We start from the raw sequence: 22,598 nt of genomic DNA, 5'->3' as shown, positions 1-22,598 counted from the left end.
CCCCAGCCGAGAACGATGCCCAAGACGTCGGGCCAGCATCAGCGGTTGCCGACCACTACCGTTGCCGGCGTGCGGCGGTGGAGCAGGATCGTGGCGGCAGTGTTCGCCGTGCTGTTGGCGAGCACGCACGTGCTTCCGATCCCCGGGGCAGAGGCGGCTCCCTCGTTCAGCATTCCGTTCTCGTGTGAGCAGACCTCGTGGCGTGCATGGACTCGGCCCGGTCACGTCCCGAGCGAGAACGCAATCGACTTCTTCATCCCGGGAAGCGGCGATGTCGGTCAGCCCGTGCGGGCCAGTGCTTCGGGGACGGTGGTGTTCCCGGCGTACACCAGCTCCGCGAATCCGCTGGCGATCAATCACGACGGCGGTTCGGTCACCAGTGGTTGGTCGTCTCTGTATCTGCACATGAGCAGCCCGGTCGCGAACGGGACGGTAGTTGAGCGAGGCGACATTATCGGGTACGTGAGCGACGTCGGCTCGCCGGGTTCGGTGCACCTCCACTACGAGCAGCGTCTCAATTGGGGCGTGGTGGCGTCGACGTTCTCGAACTGGACCCCGCCGTACGGGTCGGCGATGACTGATCCGAACTCTGTGTCGGTGCCGGATTCTGACTCATGCAGTGGTGTGGTCGGTGAGGGTTCGCTGATCTCGGCGACCGATACCGGGGAGGTATACGTGATCGCAGGTGGCGCTCCCGTCTACATCGGCGACCCTTCGCTCTTGACCCGACCCGTGGCGCAGAGGACGAGGGCCGAGATTCAGGCTCTACGCCGGACGCCGTCGGACGGAACTCTGATCCGAACTGCGAACGGCCCCGACATCGGCCGAGTGTACGTGATGGCTGGCGGCGCGCCGCTGCACATTGCGGACGGGTCGATCATCGGGCAAACACCGATTGACGTCGATCACCGAGCGGTCGATTCGGCCGGCTCGGCACAGTGGTCGAACATCGCCACGTCGCCAGCCGACGGAACCCTGATTCGTACGGCGAACGGACCGTCGCTCGGAAGGGTGTATGTGATGGCCGGCGGCGCGCCGCTCTATATCGCCGACGGCTCGATGCTCGGTGGGGTGACACCGACCAACGTCGATCACGGCGTTGTCGATGCTCCCGGAACTCGATTCTGGACGAATGTGCGACTGTCGCCAGCCGACGGAACCCTGATTCGTACGGCGAACGGACCGTCGCTCGGAAGGGTGTATGTGATGGCCGGCGGCGCGCCGCTCTATATCGCCGACGGCTCGATCCTTGGCGGGGCGATACCGACCAACGTCGACCACCGTGTCGTAGACGCTGCCGGTCAGGGATTGTGGGACAACGTGCAAAGCTCGCCGGTCGACGGCACGTTCGTCCGAACTGCGAACGGGCCGGATGTCGGGCGCGTCTATGTGATCGCTGGTGGCGCGCCGCTCTACATCGCAAACGGCGCAGTCTTGGACGGAGCGACGCCGACTAACGTTGATCACCGCGTCGTTGATGCCGCCGGCCAAGATCTGTGGGACAACATGCGCTTCTACCCGGCGGATCAGACTCGGCTGCGAGAGTGGCCGAACGGCGCTAGCTATTCGGTGCTGGACGGTGTCGCGGTGCCAGCACCGGCGAGTTCAGGCAGTTTCGTTCTCGTCGACCCGCAGACGATCGCACGCGCTGGCGAAGATCGACCGTGGGATCACCTCAAAGAGTACGACCCGCCCGGGTCGGATGACGGAGGTGGCGGCGGAAGCGGCGAAGGTAACGGCACCCGACCTGACGGGGGCGGTGACGACGATGTGCTTGCTCCCGGCGGTATCCACTCAACTGCCAATGGACAGATGAAATCCGCATCACGCTGCTCGATCGCCGACTGCTGAACCCGATCGACCATTCGTCGCCGCTACCGGGTGCGGTACTGCGCAGGAGTATTCGGGGGCCAAGGATAGATCGAGGTCAGAGTTCGATGCCGGGGAGATCAAGTTGGGGTCCGGTGGGGTGGATTGGCTCGGGAGCGGTGTGCGGGATGGCGCCGGGGATGCCGAGTTGGGTGGTGAGCCAGTCGAGGCCGTCGGGGTCGGCGTGCCTGGTGGCCCAGCCGTCGATGTCGGCTTCGAGGCGGTCGGTCGTTCGGTAGCCCACGAGCGGGACGGTGAGTCCGGTTCGGTTGTTGACGGCCTGGAGAAGTTGGTCGCCGGTGTTGTAGCTGACTCGCCAGGTGTCGGGGTTGTGGCGGGTGCGCCATCGCATTCCGTAGTCGATGTCGGGGCCTCGGAGTCGCGGTGAGTGCTGGGTTCGGGCGGTGATCGTCTCGGTGGCTCGGCGGAGGGTCCGGTGGCCGACGAAGAGGCCGGCGTCGACGGCGCGGGCGATGGCGGGATCGAGGTCGACGTCGCCGGTGACGGGTGCGCCGATGGCTCGTTCGAGGTCGTGGTGGGTGAGTGCTCGTCCGGGTTCGTTGACGACAAAGACCTCGTCAGGACGAAGTCCGGTCCGGGTTGCGGCGAGGACGGCGAGGTAGTCGGCTCGGGTGACGAGGATGGAACGTTGGGCGCGTGCCAGGAGAGGGTCGGGTGGGGTGCCGGTGCCGGCGTCGACGATGACGACGCCGGGTTGTTCGACGAGCCAGCCGGCGAGCAGGCGGAGTCGCTCGGGTCGGTGGTTGCCGTGGTCGGGGTCGAGGCGTCCGGCGCCGATGAGGCGTGTGGTGTCGTCGATGGGGTCGGTGAACTCGATGAGCCGCTCAGGCTCGAGGTCGGTTGTGAGCCAGGCGCGCACCCCGAGTTCTCGATCGGCGGCTCCGAGCACGGTGGCGCAGTCGCTGGCGAGGTCGACGAGGAGCACGTCGTCGGGTTCGTGAATTGCAGCCGCGCATGCGGTGACGGTGGTGCCGGCCCCTCCCTTGGCTGCCCACATGACGACGAGGGTGTTGTCATGCCGCATGTTCGACGAGCTCGGCGAGTTTGGTGGCGGTGCGGTGGACGGCGACTCGGTCGGCGGGGCTGGACGCGCCGAGTGGCGTGACGCGGTGGTCGACCAGACGCTGCCATCGTTGCAGGCTGACGGTTCCGGTTCGAACAGCGTCGGCGATGCGTGAGAGTTCGATGCGGCACAGCGCATGGTTCTCGACGTCGTGGAGTTCGTCGGCCCAGCGGCGGTGGTGTTGTTCTTCGACGATCTCGTCGGTGAGGGCGATGATGCGGTTGTCGCCGCCACTTCGGTTGTACCGATGGCGTCGGCGCTCACTGGCGTCGAATTGCCTGCGGGTTCGGAACAGGGCGCCGGCGATCTCTTCGAGGAACGGCTTGGGTCTGCCCCGGTGGTCGATGGGTGGTGTCGGGTCGATCGTCGCGAGGACGTGGCCGAGCGCAGCCCAGTAGTTGGTGGTCTGGGTGCCGGAGGTGCCTTCGGTGGTGGCGCAGCGTTGGGCGTGGCGGACGACTCCGTAGAAGAGGGGTCGACACGCCGAGAGCAGCACGGTGGTGGCGTCGTCGTCGCCGGTCTGGTGGAGGGCGATGAGCGCCGCGAGGATGGGGTTCTGGTCGATGGTTCTGCGCCGGCAGGTGTCGAGCATGTCGGCGATGTCGATGCCGGCGATGGCGGGGTGGGCGGCGCTCCAGCGGTTGGTGATGGTGCGGTGGCGTCGTGGTGCCAGGCAGTGCTGGAGTCGGCGTTGGAGATGGATGGTGACGGTGTCGTCTTTCATGGGTGGACCTCGTTGGGTGTGGTGGATGTGATGAGGTCCACCTTCCGGAAACGGTCTCCCGGAAACCCCCACAGGTCATGTCCGGCCGTATGGAGGAATTCGTGCCTGTTGAGCTGGGGCTTCGCACGATCCGGGGGGTGATCGGCGGGATCCGGGGGTGAGATTTCTCGGTCGTCGGTGATCCGTGGGGTGATCGTCCCGTGCGATCGCGTGGACCGGCCGGGGCGCCGGTTTGAGCAGGTGGTTTGGGCGGGTCGGGGGGTGATCCGGGTGGTGGTTCGGACCGGCGCCGACGATTTTCTTTCGGCGTCGAGTGGATCTGTGGGGGTTTCCGGGAGGGCGTTCGTGCTTGGTGGTCGCCATGAGCACCACCACCACCACTTCGCCGTCGTCGGCACCGACGTCTCCGTTGGAACAGATCCTGATCGCACTCGTCGCAGGCGCTGCGGCGCTCGCCGTCGTGGTGTGGGCCGGTGCGTGGCTGGCCGCCGCATCGACGGGCGAACCGCGACTCGGTGCGGGTCTCGGGGATGCGTTCGCTGCGCTACCGGGCCTGTTCTCGGACCCTCGGTCGCCGGCGTCGGCCTGGCCCGATCCGGCACCCGATCGGTTGCCGGGTCCGGCTGTGTATTGGGTGGCGACGTCGCTTGCCGCCGCGCTCGCTGTGGGGGTGGTCGTCGTCGTGCGGCGGGTGTGGTTGTCGATGTCGGGGTCTCGCCGTCGCCTCGGAGTCGATGCGCATGCTCGGTTCGCGACCAAGCGTGAGTTGCGGCCGTTGATGGTGCGCGAACCGGTGCCGGGTCGGTTCGTGTTCGGGACGTGGCGGGGCTGGTTGCTCGCCACGGAGAGCCGACGCTGGGCACCGAGCGCCCGCAGCGGTATCGGGCGGTGGTGGGCGAGAGCGACTGGGGAACTGCGTCGGGGTCAGGCCGGCGACGTGACGTCGATCGCGATATGCGGGCCGACTCGGTGCGGCAAGACGTCGCAGTGCGCAGTGCCGGGGTTGTTGGACTGGGCCGGGCCGGCGATCGTGCTGTCGGTCAAGCGCGACCTGATGGACACCACCATCGAGCGCCGCCGAGACCTCGGCACGGTGCGCGTCTTCGACCCGGGCGGGTTCCTGTCGGCGTCCCGCTCCCACATCACCGTCGAGCCGCACGAGGTCGGTCGGTGGTCGCCGTTGAGGTCGGCGCACACCCCGTCGGGTGCGAAACGTGCGGGGGAGGCGTTGGCGGCTTGGACACCGCAGGCCGGTGTCGAGGGTGGCATGGACTTCTGGTCGACGCAGGGCAAGTTGCTGTTCACCGGCCTGCTCGGTGTCGCGGCGTTGACCAGGCGGCCGTCGATGCACGACGTGTCGCGCTGGGTGTTCGACATGGCGATGCCCGGCACGAAGAAGGCGTGCCCACCAAAGGAGATCGTCAAGGCCGCCTACATGAACCCGGAGACGAGACAGGCCGCGGAGGCTGCGTCGCGTCACCTCGGGGCGATCTGGAACAAGCCGGACAAGAAGATCGTCGCATCGGTGTACGCCACTGCGCAGACGGTGTGTGATCCGTGGCTCGACCCCGCTGTCGTCGCGGCTACCGACTTCGACGACGACAGCGAGGAGACGGGTGACACCGAGGGGACCGGTGAGTGGCTCGACCTCGACTGGTTGATGGACACCGGCACGGACGGCAAGAACGCGAACACGCTCTATCTGCTCGTGTCACTCGACGACTACAAGCGGCTCTCCCCGGTGCTCGCCGGGCTGCTGTCGGATCTGAAGTCGCAGGCGTACGAGTGGGAGATGCGCGGCGACCGGCTCCCCGCGCCGCTGTTGATGTTGATCGACGAAGCCGGCAACATGCCCCTCGACTGGCTGCCCGAGGTGTCGTCGACGTGCGCGGGGATCGGCATCCAGTTGGTGACGATCTGGCAGTCGTACGCCCAGATCCACGAGGCGTACGGCAAGCGGGCCGACACGCTGCTCACCAACCACGCCACGAAGCTGTTCTTCCCCGGCGCGTCGGACGACTCGACGCTCGGCTACGTGTCGAAGATCGTCGGCGACGAGGAGGTCGAGCGACGTTCCTGGTCCAACGATCTCGGTGGTGGGGGACGCCAGTCGATCTCGGGGCAGAAGAACAGCGAGGCGCTCGTCCCCTACTTCCTGTCGCGGTTGCCGGAGTACGGCTCGGCACTGATGATCCACTCGAACGTGCCGCCCGCCCACGTGCACGGTCGACCGTGGTGGAAGATCCGCCGCCTCGCCGAGATGGTGCCCACACCACCACCGAAGGACGAATCGACCGGAGAGTGGGGGCCGTGGCGGCCGACACCGGAGCGGCGATGTCGCAGCGCCGGGCCGCAGCGTCCGGCGGGCGAGCTCGTCCGAAATCGTGATGCCGTGCCCGACCTGCTCCAACCGGCGGCATCCGTACCGCCCGACCAGAGGGTCGGAGAGGCGACCGAGCCGGGCACCGACTCGGCGACGACGGACGCCGAGGTCGACAGCGACGAGAGCGAGGTCGTGCGATGAGCCGACACCGAGTCGACCACGCCAAGGCGGTCGCCGAACTCCACGAAGCACTCACTGCCCGCCTGGCGCAGATGACGACCAGCGACGACTGGCTGACCTACCTCACCCACGCCCGCAAGTTCCACCGCTACTCACCCCAGAACCAACTGCTGCTCGCCCTCCAGGGCGCCGAGGGGTCGGTCGCCGGCTATCGGAACTGGCAACGCATCCCCGCCCACGGCGGAGGCACCTGCCAGGTCCGCAAGGGCGAGACCGGGCTGAAGATCCTCGCCCCGCTCCAGGGCCGCAGCAAAGAGATCGACGAGGTGTCCGGCGAGGAGGTCACCAGACACTTCTTGCGCGGGTTCCGCACCGTCAAGGTCTTCCACCAGGGCCAACTCGTCGCGCCACCGGACATCGGCCAGGACGCGATCATGCCGAAACTGCTCACCGGCGAGAACCGTCGACACGACATCTGGTCGGCCGTCACCGAACAGCTCACCGACGCCGGCTTCGACGTCGCCCTCCACTCCCGGACTCCGATGGAACGCTAGAACGGGCAGACGAACTACACGACCCGGACGGTGCTGATCGCCGACGACCTCGAACCCCCTCAGCAACTGAAGACCCTGCTGCACGAGTGGGCGCACGTGACCCTCGGTCACGAGAACCGGGCCGGCCTCGCCCGAGACGTACGCGAGGTCGAAGCCGAGTCCGTGGCGTTCCTGCTCGGTCAGACGATCGGCCTCGACACCGAGGTGTACTCTGTGCCCTACATCGCCGGATGGGCCGGCGGTGATCTCGACCTCGTCGCCGCGACCGCCCAACAGGTCCTCACGACGACCAAGCAACTTGTCGACACGCTGCAACGTGACGTCGGCGTCAAGCTCGTCCACGACCCGCTCGACCACGCACTGCCCGAGACCGAGACGAACGTCGTCGAGCTGGCGCCATCGACCACCGCCAGCGAACCTGACATGGCCGACCGAACGAGCCTGGGCGAACAGCCGGCGCTGGCCGACCAGCCTGCGATGTTCGAACGTGACAGTCCGGAGCAGGGCTCGGCGCTCGATGCCGCCGACAGCTCCGACGCCGAGTTCCTACGCGCACTCGGCCACGAACTCGAAGCCGAACAGGCGACCGAGTTCGCCGACGTCATCTACCGAGCCGACGGAACGAACCGGGCAGCCGAGATCCTCGCCGAGTCGGGACGAACCGCCCTCCAGACCGGACGGATCATGCAGCGCTTCGGCATTCCCGACCACCGCATTCGCGACGCCCTCGACCACGACGTCACCGCAACGGATCGGGCGACCGGGCCGCTGTACCCGAGGTCGGAGGTCGACCCGGCGCTGGCCGTCATCGCCCCCGACCTCACCACCGAACGCGACGTGGCGGTCGAGACGTTGAGAGGGGAGAAGACCCAGGACATGAAGATGCTCCAACGCGTCGTCCGGACAGCACCCGACGCACGGCTCGTGGTCGAGTTGGCGGAAGCGCTCGAACTTGAGTCGGTCAACGCGATCCGGGTGTGCGAGTCCGTCGAGGCGCAACCCGGTCTCGCCGTGGCGGTCGCCGTCGGTCTCCACGACGGCGACGGAGCCGCTGCACTCGACACGCTGAAGCGGGCCTGGCCCGACATCGACGGCGGCTGGGAGAGCCACGCCCACCCCTCGATGCTCACAACGCAGCGTGCTCATCTGACCGTCGTGCCCGACCCGCCGGCTGCTCCTGATCCGATCCTGGAGATGTTCGCCGAATGGGACGCGATGGACCCCGCCCCGACCGACCCGACCCCGCAGCCATCGTCGCCATGACGAACACCGACCACGGTCTCGTCGCCCTCGACCGCTTCGTCTCCGCGATCTACTGGGCCGACGACGACATCACACTCGAAGCCGCGCTCACCGAGGCGATCGACGACTGGATCGCCCAAGCAGCCGCCGAATACAACGACAGCGAACCCTTCGTGACCGGCCAGGGTAACGACCCACTCGCCCGCTCGCTGATCGACCTGGTGGCCGCAGTCGAACGACTCGCTGCCGGGGCTCGGCCAGGGCTGAGTGTGGCCAGCGCCGTCGGCGAAGCCCTCGACGACTGGAGCCGGACGGGATGAACGGTGCTGGGGGCCCGTAGCAATTGGCGTTGACGGTGATCTGTTGCTGGTGGGTGTGTGTCACGGGGTGCTCCTTGTGTCGGGTCTATAGGTTGTTGGGTGTTTCGCCGTTTGCTGCGGCGTCGGCGGTCTGTTGGATTCGGCGTTGTCGGGTGTCGTCGCGTTTGGCGAGAACGATCCACTGCAGAATGTTGCGCCGGGTCGAGGGCGGGAGTTGATCGAAGTTGTCTCGGGTCGTGGCGTTGTCGAGTGCGTCGGCGAGGTCGTCGGGAACGATGTGGTTCTCAGCGTCGTCGAGGATCGTCCATGATCCATTGGCCTTGGCTCTCTCGATTGCAGCGGCGCCGGCGGGTTGGATCCGGTCGGCGTCTTGGAGGGCTGCGATCTTGGTCTTGTTGACTTTCGACCAGGGGCTGGTTGGTTTGTGCGGGCAGAAGTACTGCTCGTAGCGGTCGTTGTCGAGCGATTGGATTTTGCTGTCGATCCATCCGTAGCAGAGCGCTTCGTCGACGGCTTCGGACCAGGTGATCGAGGGCGTGTCGGAGTCCTTCCTGAAGTAGATGAGCCATACGGCGTCGGCGGTTTCGTGGTGTTCGTGGAGCCACGCTCGGAACTCGTCGGAGTCGGCGGCGGTTATGCGTTCGATGTCGGAGGTCGACACGATGCCGTTGCTCAGTTGAGGACGGTGTCGACGATGGCGTCGGGCCGTTCGACGTGGAGGAAGTGACCGGCTCCGTCGATGACTCGTTGTTCGATGAGGTTCGAGAACTTGGCTTCGTCGGCAGCGAGGTCGGGTCCGTCTGCCTCGAGAGGATCGGCCGATCCGTAGAGGATGGTGGTGGCAACGTCGACGGTGGGGGCGTCGCCCAGTTCGGCTTCGAGATTGTCGTAGCGGGGGTCGGTCGGGTCGTCTCGGTAGGCGCTGAGAACGATGCGGGCGAAGTCGTCGCTGCCGAGTGCTGCCTTGGCGTTGTCGAACTGTTCGGCGTGGTCGGTGGAGGTCGGTGACCAGATCTTCCACAGATGTTCGCTGAACCCGAGCGGGTCGGCGTGGAGCATTCCTTCGCCCCATCCGGATTGAAGGAAGAACTGATACCAGAGTGATTGGATCTGGTCGTAGGACGGTGGCCCCCCGGTTTGGTCCCAGCTCAGTGCGTATCCGCCGACGCTCACGAGTTGTTCGACGCGTTCGGGCTGGGTTGCGGCGACGCCTTGGACGGCGCGAGCACCCCAGTCTTGGCCGACGAGCACTGCCCGATCGATGTCGAGGACGTCGAGGAGATCGGCGAGGTCTCGGGTGAGCGCGGCGAGTTGGCCCGATCGTGGTGTTGCGTCGTGGTGGAAGCGGGTGGGTCCGAAGCCTCGCAAGTAGGGCGCAAGCACTCGTCGTCCTTGGTCGACGAGTGCTGCGGCGATGGGTTCCCAGTTGGCGGGTGAGTCGGGGAAGCCGTGGACGAGGACCACGGGTGCTGAGTCGCTGGGTGTGTCGGGTTGCCAGTGTTCGTAGGCGATTTCGAGGGTGTCGGTGGTGAGTGTTTCAGTCACGGTGATGGGTCCTTTCGTGGGTGGTCAGGTTCGGGAGGTGGCGGCGATGGCGGTGCGGATCGCCCAGGTCGTGGTGATGGCGGCGAGTGCTGCGGCTGCGGCGATGGCGGCGGTGACGTCGGTGGTGTCCCAGCCGCCGATGAGCAGGGAGCGCATGCCTTCGATGATGTAGGTGACGGGGTTGTAGGTAGCGACGGTCTCGAGCCACCCGCGGAGTTCTTCGCGTGGCAGGAACGCCGGTGCCATGAACAGGAACGGGAAGAACACGAAGCTGGCGCTCTGAACTGCGGCGGCGTTGCGGGTGATGAGGCTGAGCGCAACGGTGTAGGAGGCAAAGCCGATCCCCCACAGCAGCGAGATGGCCAGCACGACGCCGAGGCCGGCGATGCCGGTGGCGGGGTCGACGCCGCGGACGAGTCCGATGGCGATGATGACGGCGACTTGGAACAGCACGGCAAGTGACGCGACTGCGACGGGGGCTCCCACGATTGCGGATCGTTTGACCGACGACGTGAGGAGTCTGGTGTAGTAGCCGGACTGGATGTCTTCGACGAGGAGCTGGCCGGCGAGCGATCCACCGACCGCTGCGGTGAGGATCGGCAGTGGCAACACAAACGCGAGGTAGTCGCCGCCGGTGAGACGTTGCACGTCGTCGGACCCGCCGAGGAGCCCGTCGTAAACGAACAAGAAGAACACCGAGATCGCCAGGTTCGGCAAGGTCGCTTCGGGAGTTCGCAGCACGCGACGGAACAGCGATCCCGACAGTGTGATGGTCTGGCTGAGTGCGTTCATGCCGCCACCGCCTCTGCGTCGTTGGTGAGTTGCTCGAACACGTCGTCAAGGGTCGAGGACTCCGAGCGCACCTCGGCAACGTCGACGCCTCCGCCGGCGAGCAGCGACACGATCTGCGGGATCGAACGCGCAACGTTGTCGACCTCGACACGAACCGTGTCGCCGTCGGCCTCGGTGGCCCATTGCGCGAGCAATTCCAACGCCTTGTCGACGTCATCGACTCCCACGACAATCTGTTGGCGGCCGAGGCGGTCCTTGAGTTCGGGTGCGGTTCCTTCCTCGATCAGTTTCCCGGCCCGCAAGATCCCGATGCGGTCGGCGAGTTGATCGGCCTCCTCGAGATACTGAGTGGTCAGAAAGATCGTGGTGCCGGCGTCGGCGAGTCGGCGGATCTCTCGCCACAGATCGCGACGGGCGCTCGGGTCGAGGCCCGTGGTGGGTTCATCGAGGAACAGGATCGACGGCTCGTGTACCAAGCTCAACGCCAGATCCAGGCGTCGACGTTGACCTCCGGACAAGGTCTTCACTCGATCATCGGCCTTCGATCCAAGGCCAACCACGTCCAGCAGTTCACTTGCGCGTTCGCGACTCGAGGCCCGGTCGAGACCCGACAGCCGACCCTGAGCGACGAGGAGCTCCTGCGTAGTTTGCACCGGGTCAACACCAACATCTTGCAAAGTGACACCGATCGAGGAACGCACATCTTCGGGATCCATCGTGACATCGATGCCCGCCACCCGTGCTGACCCGCTCGTGGCCGCCAACAGCGTCACGAGCATCTTGACGAACGTTGACTTGCCCGAACCGTTCGGGCCGAGCAGTGCGTAGATCTCGCCTCGGTCGACGCGGAGAGTCACTGCGTCAACGGCGAGATCGTCGCCCTCGCCGTACCGTTTGCTCAGCTCTCTCGTTTCGATTGCCAAACTCATTCGCTCTCCTAGTAGCTAGACGGTCTAGTGACCAGAGAAGCTAAGCTATCCGAATGGCGAAAGCAACCTCAGCTGAAGAACGCGCCGAATTCGAGCGCACGCAAACCGACGGCACCGACCTGTCGTGGGCGCTGCGGTCGCTGCTGTGGAACTACAACAACGTTCAACGACACATCGCCGAGCAGATGGAGATGGGGACCCGCGACGTCAGCGCCCTCGAACACCTCGCCGAACGCCCCGAACTCGGGCCCGCCGACCTCGCATCCATCCTCGGAATTTCCACCGCGTCAGCAACCGTGCTGATCGACCGACTCGAAGACGCCGGCCACGTCGAACGACGCGCACACCCCAGCGACCGGCGACGCAAACAGATCAACGTCACAGAACACGCCACGGCCGAAATGTTCAGAACCCTGCAACCGCTCTTCGATGCGCTCACTGCGATCGATGACAACTACACCCCATCCGAAGCCGCCACGATCGCCTCATACCTCCGCGCCGTCACCGACGCCTACGAGACCTACACCACGCCGACCTGAACGCTGCACGCCGAACGCACCGAGAGCCACCGACGGCCAGCAAAGGGCACGCAGCTACTTTCGCTAGGCCCGCCTCGGCATACGGAGCGTTGGATCCTGTGCATTTGCTACGGGCACCTCTGCTGCGGCCCACGCGGTTTCGTTTCGGTCGGGACTGTCAGATCCGCGGTGTAACTGGTCTGGCCTGAAACGCTGAGCGACTCGCTTGGCCGGAAGGACAGACAACGATGACAGACCATGATGTGGCGGTGGTGACACCGTCGGATGAGACAAGCGAGGAGCGGCCAGATCGGTCGCTTGCCGAGCAGCTCGTCGACCAGGCACGATCGGACGGGCGGAATCTCGTCGGCCCCGGCGGGCTGCTGAGCGATCTCACGAAGCAGGTCCTCGAGACGGGTCTCGAGGTCGAGATGGAAGAACATCTCGGCTATCCGAAACACGCCGTCGAGGGCCGCAACGGTGGCAACAGTCGCAACGGGACACGTTCGAAGACGGTGATCACCGAGATCGGCCCGATCGAGCTGGAGGTGCCACGCGATCGTGACGGCAGCTTCGAGCCTGAAACGGTGCGCAAGAACCAGCGCCGGCTCGACGGGGTCGACTCGATGGTCATCTCCTTGACGGCGAAGGGTTTGACGACTGGTGAGGTCGAAGCCCATCTGGCCGAGGTGTACTCGACGAACATCTCCCGCGAGACGATCTCGAAGATCACCGACCGGGTCCTGGGCGAGTTGGCCGAGTGGCAGAACCGGCCGCTCGACCGCGTCTATCCGGTCATCTTCATCGATGCGATCGTCGTGAAGATCCGCGACGGTCAAGTCGCCAACCGGCCCGTGTACGCGGCGATCGGTGTCACCGTTGACGGTCAACGCGACATCCTCGGCCTCTGGGTCGGCACCGGTGGCGAGGGCGCCAAGTACTGGTTGCAGGTGCTCACCGAGATCAAGAACCGCGGCGTCGAAGACGCCTGCATCGTCGTGTGCGACGGACTCAAAGGCCTGCCCGAGTCGATCGAGGCGACCTGGCCGTTGGCGATCGTGCAGACCTGTGTGCTGCACCTGATCCGCAACACCTTCCGCCTCGCCAGCCGCGCCGACTGGGACAAGATGGCACGCGATCTGCGACCCGTCTACACCGCCGTCAACGAAGCCGACGCCGCAGCGAGATTGGACGAGTTCCACACCATCTGGGGCAACCGCTACCCGGCGATCCAGTCGCTCTGGAAGAACGCGTGGGCCGAGTTCGTGCCGTTCCTCGACTACTCACCGGAGATCCGCCGGGTCATCTACTCGACGAACGCGATCGAGTCGTTGAACGCCCGGTTCCGGCGAGCAACGAGGGCACGCGGTCACTTCCCCAACGAGCAAGCAGCGCTCAAATGCCTCTACATGGTCGTGCGGTCGCTCGACCCGAAAGGCACCGGCCAGGAACGCTGGATGAACCGCTGGAAGCCCGCCCTCAACGCCTTCGCCATCACCTTCGAAGGCCGCCTCTTCTAAGGCCCTAAGATCCCAACAACAACCATGAGCCAGGTCAGTTACACCAACGATCTGACAGTCCCTTTCGGTCCACCGACGACGAGGTCGTTGGTGACACGGCGGCTTGCGCATCTGCAGGAATCGGGCAGAATGGGGGCATGACGAACGCAGTTCGGCAGAGCCGCCAGGAGATCTTGGACGAGCTGTACGAGACCGGTGTGCTCGTGTCGAATCCGGCCGACGACGAGATCATCGCTCGGCTGACCTCGACATCGGAGTTCGGAGACGAATTCCGGCGGCGCGGTGAGGTCGACCCGGACTTGCGCGACGCCTGAGTCGTGATCGTCGTCGATGAGTACGTCGTCCTACGCGTCCTCGCGGAGTCTGATCCGGTTGCGGGTCTCCTCGATGAACTGATGGCGGGAAGAGCGCCTTCCAGTGGGGCGTGACGACGGGAGCGTTGTCGAAGCGGGATTCTCGCGAGGCGACCGGGTGTGTTCGCTCAGCGCTCGAAGCTTCGTGGGGGTTCCTGGGTGGCATCGAATCCGACCCGTGTCGGCTCAGATTCGACGACGGCGAACTGGTCGTAGCCGGGAACGGCGCGAAGCACCGCGCGCATCCAGTGATCGGTGTAGTTGACGAAGCCGCGACGCGTTGCTTCGATGACGTCGGCTTTGATGAGCTGGTCGCGGTAGACGTTCGCGTGTTGAGCGCTGATGCCGAGTCGTTTGGCCACGGTGCCAGTCGGCGACGGTCCGTCATCGACTGCCATCGCGACCAGGTAGCGCAGTTGCCCGCGTGTGACGTCGAGCTTGGCGCTGACCGAGGACGCGTACTCGCGAATGGCAGCGGTGGCGGCGTCGGCGACGTCGTCGCGGGTGATCATGTGGCGTTGGCCCTGAAGTGCGCGTTCCACGGACTCGTAGCCGACGAGTTGCATCATGTACGGCACCCCGGCGGCGTGGCGCACGGCGCGCACCAGTGCATCGGGCTCGAACCTCCAGCCCTCGAGCCGACCGGTCTGCTCGAGCCCGGCACGGATCGCGGTGTCGTCGACGAACAGATCGAAGTCCGGTTTGTGGCTGCGGCGAAGGAACGTGGGCTCGGACTCGGCGTTGACCGGCAGACCGGCCATCACGATCGCGATTCGATGACCTTTGCGAGTGAGGTGTTGAAAGGCGTTGCCCAGTTCGTGGATCTCGTCGCGGGTGCCCTCGTGGATCTCATCGACGGTCACCAGGAGTCCGGTTTCGAAGGTGTCGGTGACGAACTCGAGACTCGATCGCAGGTCGCCCCAGTCGAACTCGGCCGGATTCGCCCATGACACCGACCCGCCAACGCCGAGCACACTTGCGGACCCACCGGTCGCACGGCGGCCCGGTGGGTTCTCGCGTTCCACGATCTTGCGCAGCTCGCGAATGATCCGCTCGCCGAGTCCGCTTGTTCGTGTCCCGGCGTCGACCGAGACGGTGTGCCATCCGTTGTGGCCGGCGATCCGCTCGATCGCCTCCAACATGACGGTCTTGCCCGTCGAGCGTGGGCCCACGAGATGGGATCGCCGGAGGCGATGTCGATCGAGGTCGGGGTCCAGCGCGGTGGCGTATGCTTCCAGGACGGCGTCGCGCCCGATGAGCACGGGTGGGCTCTCTCCCCAGCCGGGTGTGAACGGGTTCAGCGCCACCACATCCCAGAGCATAGTATAATGGCGTGTATAAGCGTCGTTCAGGGGTGTGACGACGAGCTATGTCGCACCGTTCCGGATTCCACCAACCCGACTACCAGGGGTTATGTACCCGACAGTCCGGTCGGGCCTCGCAACTGCGAAACCCGAGTAGGCCATCCCTAACGAAACCTAGCCAGGACTAAGAATTTCGCTAGTCCGTCGTAGTGATCGATAGTCGGGATCGATCTCGCTTCGCAGCCGACAGCCAGCGACGTTGCACCTGGTGTGCTCCGTGACCAGGGCGCACCTCGAACTCGTCAGCACATCGTCAAGTCGATCGCGGGTGGATCGAGCTGGAGTCGTTCGGCGAAGTCGTCGTGGGTGGCGGCGAGGGGGTGGTCCCAGGCGGGGCGGTCGCCGAGCGGGTCGCGCCCGGTGATGGCGGCGCGTTCTCGGTAGGCGGCGACGTCTTGTACGAGATGGATGAGTTTGTCGGCGGTGATGGTGAGGTCAGCGTCGTGGGCTTGTTCGGTGAGTCGGGCGACCCAGGGTGCGTGGGTGGTGATGGCGGTGTGGGCGAGGTGACGGGTTCGGCGGGCGATGGCGGCGTCGAGTTCGGGGCTGGGTGAGTCGCCCCAGTCGATGAAGGTCTGCAGCATCTCGTTGTGATCGATGAGCCTGCGCAGGTCCCGGTTGCGTTCTCGGAGTCGGTCGATGTTTTGTCGGGCGATCTCGATGCCGGCCGGGTCGTTCGCTGCGTCGGTGCGGAGCTCGTCGATGTGGCGGTGGTTGGTGTCGAGCTCGGCGCGGTGGGCGGCGGCTTGGGCTCCGGGGCTGGCTTCGTAGCGGGCTTGGTCGAGGTCGTGCAGGGTGCGTGGTTCGGGGTCGTCGACGGCGAGCTGGACGAGTTGATCGTGGAGGTGCTGGACCGGGGCAGGGAGTCGTATCGGCCAGTGGTCGAGGAGACCGGCGGGCTCGCTGATGGCGGTGAGTTCGAGGTGTTCGATGACGTGCGGCCAGTGTTCGAGGATCCAATCGGCGCGGGCCTGCTGGCGCCGGGTTGCATCCGCGAGTTGGGTCTGGCGTTCGTTGGGGTCGAGTTCGGGATCGTGGGTGATGTCGTCGATGAGTTGTTGGACGTCGGGTGGGGCGGTGGCGAAGAGGGCGTCGAGTTCGTCGATGCGGGCCCGGGCGTCGTCGAGCGCAATGGGGTCGACGTGCTCTGGCTCGAGGTCGGGTTGGTGGATGGCGAGCCACGTCCGGGTTTCGAGTGCGGCGTCGACGAGTCGTTTCCACTCGTCGACGAGGTCGGGGTGGTCGGGTCGAGGTCCGTAGCCGGCGACGTGATCGCTGATGTGGTGGGTGTCGCGGTAGGCGGCGAGGTCGGCGAGGTGTTCGTCGTACACGGCGGCGCCGATGGGGTCGTCGGGGCGGTCGCCGACCCACCAGCGCAGCCATTCCGGTGGGGTGGCTCGTAGGGCATGGACTTGTTGGCGTCGGCGGTGTTCGATGGCGGCTTCGACGAGTCGCCGTTCGCCGGTGCTGATGCCGTGTATGCCGAGAGCGCGTTCCCATTCGTAGAGTTCGCCGGTGAGGACTTCGTCGAGTTCGGTGAGGTATCGGGTGGCGGTGTCGGTGAGCGGTGCCGGGTCGGGCTCGTCGATGGGGCGCAAGTCGTGCCATTCGATGACCTTGCTGTAGGTGCGGGCGCCGTCGCTTGTGGTGAAGCGGACGTGGGCGGCGCCGCAGTGGTCGAGGAGGTGGTCGACGACGCCGATGTTGTCGCGGTCGAGGGCGTTGACGCGGCCTCCTTCGTGCATGAGCGAGCGGTGCCTGATAGCTCGGTCGAGGCGTTCGACGGCGCGGGTCGGGTCGGTGTGGCCGTCGCGGCGGAGTTGGGCACAGGTGCGGTTGATGTGAGCGAGGCGGTCGGTGAGCTGTCCGATCGTGCGGGTGTGGGCGAGGTCGGCGATGCGGGTGAGGTCGGGGTGGTCGGCGGTCGCGAACTGATTGGCCTTGGAGAGTCCGAGGGTGCCGACCATGTCGGCTTCGGGGTCGCCGGCGTGTTCGGAGGGCAGTGGGATGCCGGTGGAGTGTCCGCGTTCGCCGATCGTGGCGGCGTCTTTGGTGGTGGCGTAGAGGTGGGCTTCGTTGCGGGCGCGGGAGAGGGCGACGTAGCCGGATTCGCGGTACATGCCGGCGGGGCCGACGACGAACACGTCGTCGCAGGTGAGGCCTTGGGCTTTGTGGAAGGTGGTGGCGTAGCCGTAGGCGACGTGGCCGGCGTCGAGGTAGGCGGTGTCGAGTCGGAGGCTGCGTCCGTTGACCAGTTCGATGTCGATTCTGCGTGCGGTGTGGTCGATGTGGGTGATGGTGGCGATCATTCCGTTGTCGACGCGTGCCGGTCGGCTGGTGTCGAGGTCGAGTTGGCTGCCGGCGTTCTTGGTGAGCACGACGCGGTCGCCGACCTGGAACGGGTTGTGGTCGATGGTGATCGTGGGGCCGGTGATGAGTCCGGCGGCGATGGCGGTGTCGCGTGCGGTGTCGTTGAGGACGTCGACTTCGGCGTTGGTGCCGGCGAGCATGTGCGCGTTCGACCCGTGCCGGTAGGCGTTGAACCAGTCGGCGATCGCGGCCTGTTGGACGTCGCTATGGTGTTCGTCGAGCACGACTCGGTCGTGGTCGAGGTAGGTCTTCCAGAAGGTGGTGATATCGCCGTTTCGGAGGTGGTCGAGGGCGGCGTGTTCCCATTCGTGGCGTTGGCGGCGGTTGATCGTGAGTTCGCAGCGGTGGTCGCCGACGGTGTCGAGGAGGCGCTTGAAGCTGCCGCCGGCTTCGATCTCGGGGAGCTGGTGGTGGTCGCCGACGACGATCACCTTCGCCCCGGCTCGCCGGGCGCGGCCGACGAGTTCGTGGAGCTTCAGGGTGGCGACCATCGCGGCCTCGTCGACGATGAGCACGTGGCGTCGACCGATGGTGCCGTGGGCGAGGAGCTTGTCGATCGTGAACGACTCGATCCCGGCGCCGTCGCTGAGTTCGCGTGCGGCGCGGGCGGTCGGGCATGCGCCGATCACCTCGAACCCCGCCGCGGCGAACACGTGACGGACAGCGTTCATCGTGTACGTCTTGCCGGTCCCGGCCTTGCCGACGACCGCTTCGACACCGAGCCCCTGGGTGGCGAGCCGACGAACCGTGTCGACCTGATCCGCACCCAGCGAACGGCCTGCCGCCGCCATCTGCGCGTGTACGCGCTCGACCACGTCGGGATCGATGGCAGCCACCGGCGTGCCGGGGTCGGCGGTGAACATCTCGACGAGTTCGGCTTCAGCATCCGCGAGCGTTCGGGTGGTCCACGTCTCCTCCCACCCGGCGGTCGTCTCCCCGTTGGTCGGCATCGGGACGAGCTCGGAATGGGCGAGTACGGCGTCGGTGAGCCGTTCGAGGAGCCGGACCGACCCGGCGCTGGTGAGCAGGTCCGCAACGGCGTTCTGGACGTCGAACCGCGACGTGACTGCATCGGTGCGCGGCAGTTCGCGACCGATCCGTGAGGCGATGTCGGCGATCGACAGGTGTTCTTCGTGGACCTCGCCGGTGTGGCGATCGACGCTGCGGACCGCGATCCGGGTGTCCGCGGTGAGCGGCCGTTCGCCGATCTCGGCCGCTTGCCGGCCTCGGCCGTGGGCGAGGAGTTGGTCGATGTCGCCGGGTCCGTAGTCGACGGTGGCGGCCTCGGCGAGCCAGCGTTCGTCGAGCATCTCGGGGTCGGCTTCGGTCTTCGTGGGGCGGGTGTCCAATGACGCTTCGTCCGCTGCAGCAGGCCCTGTTCGGCCCGTGCGGGCGAGTTCGGTCTCGATCTCGCTGCGCCGTTTCGAGAACAGCTTGCGTACCCGTGACGGGATGCCGGCGATCTCGGACAGACCTTTGTGGACCGGCCCCCACTCGACACCGAGCCGCTTCGACAACTCATGTCTGAGCACGCTGCGATACACAGAGCCGGCGGCCATCTTGGACCGGTAGAGCGCCTGCCCGTCGAGCGCCGTCCAGCGTCCGTCGGGCCCCTGGGTGAGGTTCGCGACGAGCACATGGGAGTGGAGCTGTGGGTCGCCGAGGCGGCTTGTGCGGTGCCGGAACTGCGCGGCGATGAACCCTCGGCCTGGGAGTCGACGGGTTCCCCACTTCTCGAACGCCGGTGTCTTCGTCGACCGGTAGTTCGACCCGCGCCGCACGAAGCACGCTTCGCGTTCGAGCCAGGCGAGCGCTTCGGTCACCGCGGTGTCGGTCGCAGCGACCACCTCGGACCGTACGAGTGGGTCGCCGAGGGCGTAGAGGATCGATACCGACTTCGGCGCCGAGAACGTCAGATCGAACCCCGGGACGCGATTCTTGAAGGTGCGGACCTGCTCGTCGTTCGGCGTCAGCCCGGTCCCGGGAGCGAGCCCGGCGAGCACCGCACGGAGACCGTCAGCGTCGACAGCGGCGTCGAGTCCGAGCGCCGATGAGGCTCGTCCGATCCACCGTCCGCATGTCTCCCCGGCGCCCGAGTAGTAGTCATCGAGCCCTTTGGCGACCTGGTCGAGGTAGTAGTCCTCGGCCCCCACCCGCAGCTTCCACAACGACAACATCACCCCCTCAAGGCCCGGCGGCAGCGTCCCGCGTTACGGCCCGGAGGGCCGAGTGCAGCACCCGGTGCACGGGTGTACAAGAGATTTCAGGCCCGATGCCGGTTCCATCGGGTCCGTAGACCGGGGGGTGATCGGGTCGCGCGTGTTGGCGTGCGTTCGGGACCGTGGGTCTGTGTAACGATCGGCGGCCGGATGGGCCTTGGTTTCGTGTATGGCCGGCGACTGGCGCGGCCATCGGAATCGGAGAAGCTGTTGGCACGACGAGCAGAGACACCACGAGAACGAGAAGCGCGAGACCGACTCAAGAAGCGGCACGTCGCCGAGGTGAAGGCGTGCGGCAAGTTCTTCGACATCGCCGACCGGCGCAAAGCACTCGAAGCGGAACTCGATCAGCTCGAACGCGAGGAGGCAGACGTCGTCGCCGAGCTCACGGCGGTCACCGACCCAGGCGCGGTGGCGGAGATGATCGGCTGGTCCATCAGCAAGGTGCGTGCCGCATCGAAGCTCGCCAACGGCCCAATCGTTGATGTCGCCGGTGCAGACGCTGGCACACCGCCGTGCCCGGGACCGTCTTCCGGTCCAGGCGTTCGACCGAACTGAGGTAGGTGAGCTACGACTACCTCTGCCTGATGTGCCGTCAGTTCTGCGAACGGAGCGAGCCGGTTGCGATGAGCCACAGATGCCCGAACACCGAAGGAGACGAAGAGTGGATCGAACTCGAGGCAGGGCGATCATGGCGTGCCTCTTCGCACTGTCTCCACATGCACAGTCCCGCACGTACAACGACCACCGCACCGTGGCTCCAACTGAATCCGAGCGTCGAACGACGAGGTTCGCAGGAGTCTCGGCGCTGAAACTGGTTTCCGGTTCTTCTCGCCTCAATGATGCGCGAGAAACCGGAAACTGGGTGATATGGTTCGGCCATGGACATCGCGCCGACGCCGACCACACCGCTGCTGACCGGAGCGGCGGCAGACCGTCAGCTCGATCACATCGTCGGCGCGCAGCGGAGCCGACACGAAGTGTTCTTGCCGACACTGCGTGCCGCGCACAACGGCTTCGGCATACCTGGACGAATGGCGCCTCCCTCGGCACGAGGACTGCGTGCGTGGCTCGACGGCACCGAGGAGTTGCGGCTGCGACTCACTCAGTTCGGCTGGACCGTTCCGACCGTCGCAGCCCTGGACAGCGCTGGGGTTGTCCTGTCGCCCGATGGCACGGTCGGCATTGCGATGGTCGCGGGCGACGGGTGCACAGGTCGTGCCGGTCAGCCACCTCAGGTCAAGTACTCGCGAGGGCCGGTGGCGTCAGAGTTCGTGCAGGGCAACATGTTCGAAGGCTTCGTCGTTGATAGCGAAGGAGACGTCGCATGGTGGCACCTGCTGCACGAAGTGAAGATCGATGGCTGGCACGCGGAGCTGGCGGCGCCCGCCGAGCTGAAGTCTGGTCGCGTTGTCCGGTGGACGCAGCGGGTCCAGATCGCCGCCGTGGGTCCTGGTGGTGGAGAGCCGTTGCCAAGCGAGGGCGCATCCGATCTTCCGACGCCGACGGTGCGTTGGCGTGAGTCCGCCTGACAGCTCCGCAATGAGCTTCAATCCGACGCGCTTGTCCTTGGCGCGCCACAGCGTGGGCTGGACCAAGACAAAGTTGGCGCAGGAAGTCGGCATCACCTCGCGCCGGCTCGCCGACTACGAGAACCGAGGTGACACACCGCCTACCGAGACGTTGCAGCTGCTCGCCGACAAGTTGGGCGTGACAACCGACTTCTTCTCGATTCCCGAAACGGCTGCGCCCAGCAACGTGAGTTTCCGGTCGCTTCGATCCATGCCCGCCAGAGTGCGAGACATGGCACTCGCAGCGGCTTCGATGACCGTCGACGTCGGGAACTGGATTGGCGAACGATTCGATATGGAGCCTGTGGCGCTGCCTGACGATCTCGCAGGCTCCGACCCAACGATCGCCGCTGGCGTCCTTCGCGAGCAGTGGGGCCTCGGCCTGCAGCCAGCCCCCAACCTGATTCAGTTGGCTGAGCTCATGGGCGTCCGAGTGTTCGCTCTCGCTGTGACTGATCGGACCCTGGACGCCTTCTCCTTCTGGGATGACGCAATTCCATACGTCCTGTTGAATGCTCGCGGCACGGCGGAACGTCGTCGCTGGGACGTTGCCCACGAGATCGGTCATCTCCTGTTGCATGCAGGTGCGCACCACTTGCCTTCCGATCGTGGTCGGGAGGACGAGGCAGACCTCTTCGCCGCAGCACTCCTTCTGCCGCCGGAAGGTCTGCGAAAAAACCCGGTCTATGGCCGATCGCTTGCCGATGTTCGTGAGCACAAGGTCTGGTGGAAGGTATCTGCCGTTGCGCTCATCCGTCAGATGTACCGGCTGGGCCAGCTGACCGAGTGGGAGTACCGCAACCTTGCGATCGAGGCGAGCAAGGCCAAGCTTCGCCGTATCGAAGATGACATCGCAGCCGAGACGAGTCCCACGTTGACACAGGTGCTCGAGGCGATGAGGACTCGGGGACTCGGACCGAGTTCCATCGCCAGCGAACTGCACCTTCGGAAGTCCGACGTGCGCAACATGTTCCATTCCCTTGCCCCGGTTCAAGTGGGCGACAACGGGGAAGCAGCGACGACGGCGCCGAGGTCGGGGCATCTTCGGGTCGTGTGAAACGCCGGCGACTCTGGATCAAGACTCGTGTTCTGGACTGCGATCCGTTGCGATGGAGATCAGA

The 22,598-nt window shown here is 66.0% G+C and carries 19 protein-coding genes; 11 read left to right on the top strand and 8 right to left on the bottom strand.

Annotated features, from left to right (window positions below; genetic code table 11):
• Positions 1-15 precede the first annotated feature (15 nt).
• Positions 16-1,851 carry a M23 family metallopeptidase gene (locus ACOOHC_RS19250; RefSeq protein ID WP_420451981.1) on the top strand — a complete coding sequence of 612 codons (1,836 nt, stop codon included), beginning with the start codon at positions 16-18 and terminating at the stop codon, positions 1,849-1,851.
• A 76-nt stretch (positions 1,852-1,927) separates the two neighbouring features.
• Here ACOOHC_RS19250 and ACOOHC_RS19245 read toward each other — a convergent pair whose 3' ends face one another.
• Together ACOOHC_RS19245 and ACOOHC_RS19240 are read right to left on the bottom strand one after the other, a co-directional pair.
• Positions 1,928-2,887: a hypothetical protein gene (locus tag ACOOHC_RS19245; RefSeq protein WP_420451980.1), complete on the bottom strand. Its 960-nt coding sequence runs from the start codon at positions 2,885-2,887 to the stop codon at positions 1,928-1,930.
• Positions 2,888-2,903: 16 nt separating this feature from the next.
• A complete protein-coding gene (locus ACOOHC_RS19240) occupies positions 2,904-3,749 on the bottom strand; it encodes a hypothetical protein (RefSeq protein ID WP_420451979.1) in 846 nt (281 codons plus the stop codon).
• 289 nt (positions 3,750-4,038) lie between these two features.
• On the opposite strand from ACOOHC_RS19240, the gene ACOOHC_RS19235 reads away from it, so the two are divergent.
• The 4 genes from ACOOHC_RS19235 to ACOOHC_RS19220 are packed head-to-tail and all read left to right on the top strand — an operon-like array spanning position 4,039 to position 8,296.
• Positions 4,039-6,201 (top strand): type IV secretory system conjugative DNA transfer family protein, encoded by a 2,163-nt coding sequence (locus ACOOHC_RS19235; RefSeq protein WP_420451978.1) that lies wholly within the window; start codon positions 4,039-4,041, stop codon positions 6,199-6,201.
• Positions 6,198-6,734, top strand: coding sequence for an ArdC family protein (locus tag ACOOHC_RS19230; RefSeq protein WP_420451977.1), 537 nt, complete (start codon positions 6,198-6,200; stop codon positions 6,732-6,734). Before ACOOHC_RS19235 ends, ACOOHC_RS19230 begins: the two co-directional genes overlap by 4 nt.
• Positions 6,735-6,764: 30 nt before the next feature.
• On the top strand, positions 6,765-7,997 hold the full coding sequence (locus ACOOHC_RS19225; protein WP_420451976.1) for a hypothetical protein: 1,233 nt from the start codon (positions 6,765-6,767) through the stop codon (positions 7,995-7,997).
• Entirely contained in the window at positions 7,994-8,296 is a 303-nt protein-coding gene (locus tag ACOOHC_RS19220) for a hypothetical protein (RefSeq protein WP_420451975.1), read from the top strand. Before ACOOHC_RS19225 ends, ACOOHC_RS19220 begins: the two co-directional genes overlap by 4 nt.
• Before the next feature lie 85 nt (positions 8,297-8,381).
• On the opposite strand, the gene ACOOHC_RS19215 is transcribed toward ACOOHC_RS19220, so the two are convergent.
• The 4 genes from ACOOHC_RS19215 to ACOOHC_RS19200 are packed head-to-tail and all read right to left on the bottom strand — an operon-like array spanning position 8,382 to position 11,562.
• Complete coding sequence (locus ACOOHC_RS19215; RefSeq protein WP_420451974.1) at positions 8,382-8,957, bottom strand: YdeI/OmpD-associated family protein; 576 nt, start codon at positions 8,955-8,957, stop codon at positions 8,382-8,384.
• A gap of 11 nt (positions 8,958-8,968) precedes the next feature.
• Positions 8,969-9,841, bottom strand: a complete 873-nt coding sequence (locus ACOOHC_RS19210; RefSeq protein WP_420451973.1) for an alpha/beta fold hydrolase — start codon at positions 9,839-9,841, stop codon at positions 8,969-8,971.
• Between the two features lie 24 nt (positions 9,842-9,865).
• Complete coding sequence (locus ACOOHC_RS19205) at positions 9,866-10,633, bottom strand: ABC transporter permease (RefSeq protein WP_420451972.1); 768 nt, start codon at positions 10,631-10,633, stop codon at positions 9,866-9,868.
• Positions 10,630-11,562 carry an ATP-binding cassette domain-containing protein gene (locus ACOOHC_RS19200; protein WP_420451971.1) on the bottom strand — a complete coding sequence of 311 codons (933 nt, stop codon included), beginning with the start codon at positions 11,560-11,562 and terminating at the stop codon, positions 10,630-10,632. Before ACOOHC_RS19200 ends, ACOOHC_RS19205 begins: the two co-directional genes overlap by 4 nt.
• A gap of 53 nt (positions 11,563-11,615) precedes the next feature.
• On the opposite strand from ACOOHC_RS19200, the gene ACOOHC_RS19195 reads away from it, so the two are divergent.
• The 3 genes from ACOOHC_RS19195 (at position 11,616) to ACOOHC_RS19185 (ending at position 13,914) form a co-directional block, all read left to right on the top strand.
• Positions 11,616-12,101, top strand: a complete 486-nt coding sequence (locus ACOOHC_RS19195; protein ID WP_420451970.1) for a MarR family winged helix-turn-helix transcriptional regulator — start codon at positions 11,616-11,618, stop codon at positions 12,099-12,101.
• Between the two features lie 227 nt (positions 12,102-12,328).
• Positions 12,329-13,600: an IS256 family transposase gene (locus ACOOHC_RS19190; RefSeq protein ID WP_420451164.1), complete on the top strand. Its 1,272-nt coding sequence runs from the start codon at positions 12,329-12,331 to the stop codon at positions 13,598-13,600.
• Between the two features lie 137 nt (positions 13,601-13,737).
• Positions 13,738-13,914, top strand: a complete 177-nt coding sequence (locus ACOOHC_RS19185) for a hypothetical protein (RefSeq protein WP_420451969.1) — start codon at positions 13,738-13,740, stop codon at positions 13,912-13,914.
• A 167-nt stretch (positions 13,915-14,081) separates the two neighbouring features.
• Here ACOOHC_RS19185 and ACOOHC_RS19180 read toward each other — a convergent pair whose 3' ends face one another.
• Together ACOOHC_RS19180 and mobF are read right to left on the bottom strand one after the other, a co-directional pair.
• A complete protein-coding gene (locus tag ACOOHC_RS19180) occupies positions 14,082-15,263 on the bottom strand; it encodes a hypothetical protein (RefSeq protein WP_420451968.1) in 1,182 nt (393 codons plus the stop codon).
• Between the two features lie 296 nt (positions 15,264-15,559).
• Positions 15,560-19,864, bottom strand: coding sequence for a MobF family relaxase (gene mobF / locus ACOOHC_RS19175; RefSeq protein WP_420451967.1), 4,305 nt, complete (start codon positions 19,862-19,864; stop codon positions 15,560-15,562).
• 192 nt (positions 19,865-20,056) lie between these two features.
• Here mobF and ACOOHC_RS19170 point away from each other — a divergent pair, with 192 nt between their 5' ends.
• From ACOOHC_RS19170 to ACOOHC_RS19160, 3 genes are all read left to right on the top strand, one after another.
• Positions 20,057-20,464, top strand: coding sequence for a hypothetical protein (locus ACOOHC_RS19170; protein ID WP_420451966.1), 408 nt, complete (start codon positions 20,057-20,059; stop codon positions 20,462-20,464).
• A gap of 323 nt (positions 20,465-20,787) precedes the next feature.
• The gene (locus tag ACOOHC_RS19165; RefSeq protein ID WP_420451965.1) at positions 20,788-21,438 is read left to right on the top strand and encodes a hypothetical protein; all 651 of its coding nucleotides are present in this window, start codon (positions 20,788-20,790) and stop codon (positions 21,436-21,438) included.
• Positions 21,439-21,448: 10 nt separating this feature from the next.
• Complete coding sequence (locus ACOOHC_RS19160) at positions 21,449-22,534, top strand: ImmA/IrrE family metallo-endopeptidase (RefSeq protein ID WP_420451964.1); 1,086 nt, start codon at positions 21,449-21,451, stop codon at positions 22,532-22,534.
• Positions 22,535-22,598: the final 64 nt, after the last annotated feature.

Source organism: Ilumatobacter sp. (genome assembly GCF_965215205.1).
GTDB lineage: Bacteria > Actinomycetota > Acidimicrobiia > Acidimicrobiales > Ilumatobacteraceae > Ilumatobacter_A.
The sequence above is the reverse complement of the archived record's forward strand: the minus strand, read 5'-3'. Positions and strand labels throughout refer to the sequence as shown.

Bases quoted from the DNA above. Each gene is read 5' to 3' on its own strand.
- ACOOHC_RS19185 (WP_420451969.1), top strand. From the start codon at position 13,738: ATGACGAACGCAGTTCGGCAGAGCCGCCAGGAGATCTTGGACGAGCTG.
- ACOOHC_RS19220 (WP_420451975.1), top strand. From the start codon at position 7,994: ATGACGAACACCGACCACGGTCTCGTCGCCCTCGACCGCTTCGTCTCC.
- ACOOHC_RS19250 (WP_420451981.1), top strand. From the start codon at position 16: ATGCCCAAGACGTCGGGCCAGCATCAGCGGTTGCCGACCACTACCGTT.
- ACOOHC_RS19200 (WP_420451971.1), bottom strand. From the start codon at position 11,562: ATGAGTTTGGCAATCGAAACGAGAGAGCTGAGCAAACGGTACGGCGAG.
- ACOOHC_RS19230 (WP_420451977.1), top strand. From the start codon at position 6,198: ATGAGCCGACACCGAGTCGACCACGCCAAGGCGGTCGCCGAACTCCAC.
- ACOOHC_RS19235 (WP_420451978.1), top strand. From the start codon at position 4,039: ATGAGCACCACCACCACCACTTCGCCGTCGTCGGCACCGACGTCTCCG.
- ACOOHC_RS19245 (WP_420451980.1), bottom strand. From the start codon at position 2,887: ATGTGGGCAGCCAAGGGAGGGGCCGGCACCACCGTCACCGCATGCGCG.
- ACOOHC_RS19190 (WP_420451164.1), top strand. From the start codon at position 12,329: ATGACAGACCATGATGTGGCGGTGGTGACACCGTCGGATGAGACAAGC.
- ACOOHC_RS19195 (WP_420451970.1), top strand. From the start codon at position 11,616: ATGGCGAAAGCAACCTCAGCTGAAGAACGCGCCGAATTCGAGCGCACG.
- ACOOHC_RS19160 (WP_420451964.1), top strand. From the start codon at position 21,449: ATGAGCTTCAATCCGACGCGCTTGTCCTTGGCGCGCCACAGCGTGGGC.
- ACOOHC_RS19170 (WP_420451966.1), top strand. From the start codon at position 20,057: ATGGGCCTTGGTTTCGTGTATGGCCGGCGACTGGCGCGGCCATCGGAA.
- mobF (WP_420451967.1), bottom strand. From the start codon at position 19,864: ATGTTGTCGTTGTGGAAGCTGCGGGTGGGGGCCGAGGACTACTACCTC.
- ACOOHC_RS19205 (WP_420451972.1), bottom strand. From the start codon at position 10,633: ATGAACGCACTCAGCCAGACCATCACACTGTCGGGATCGCTGTTCCGT.
- ACOOHC_RS19165 (WP_420451965.1), top strand. From the start codon at position 20,788: ATGGACATCGCGCCGACGCCGACCACACCGCTGCTGACCGGAGCGGCG.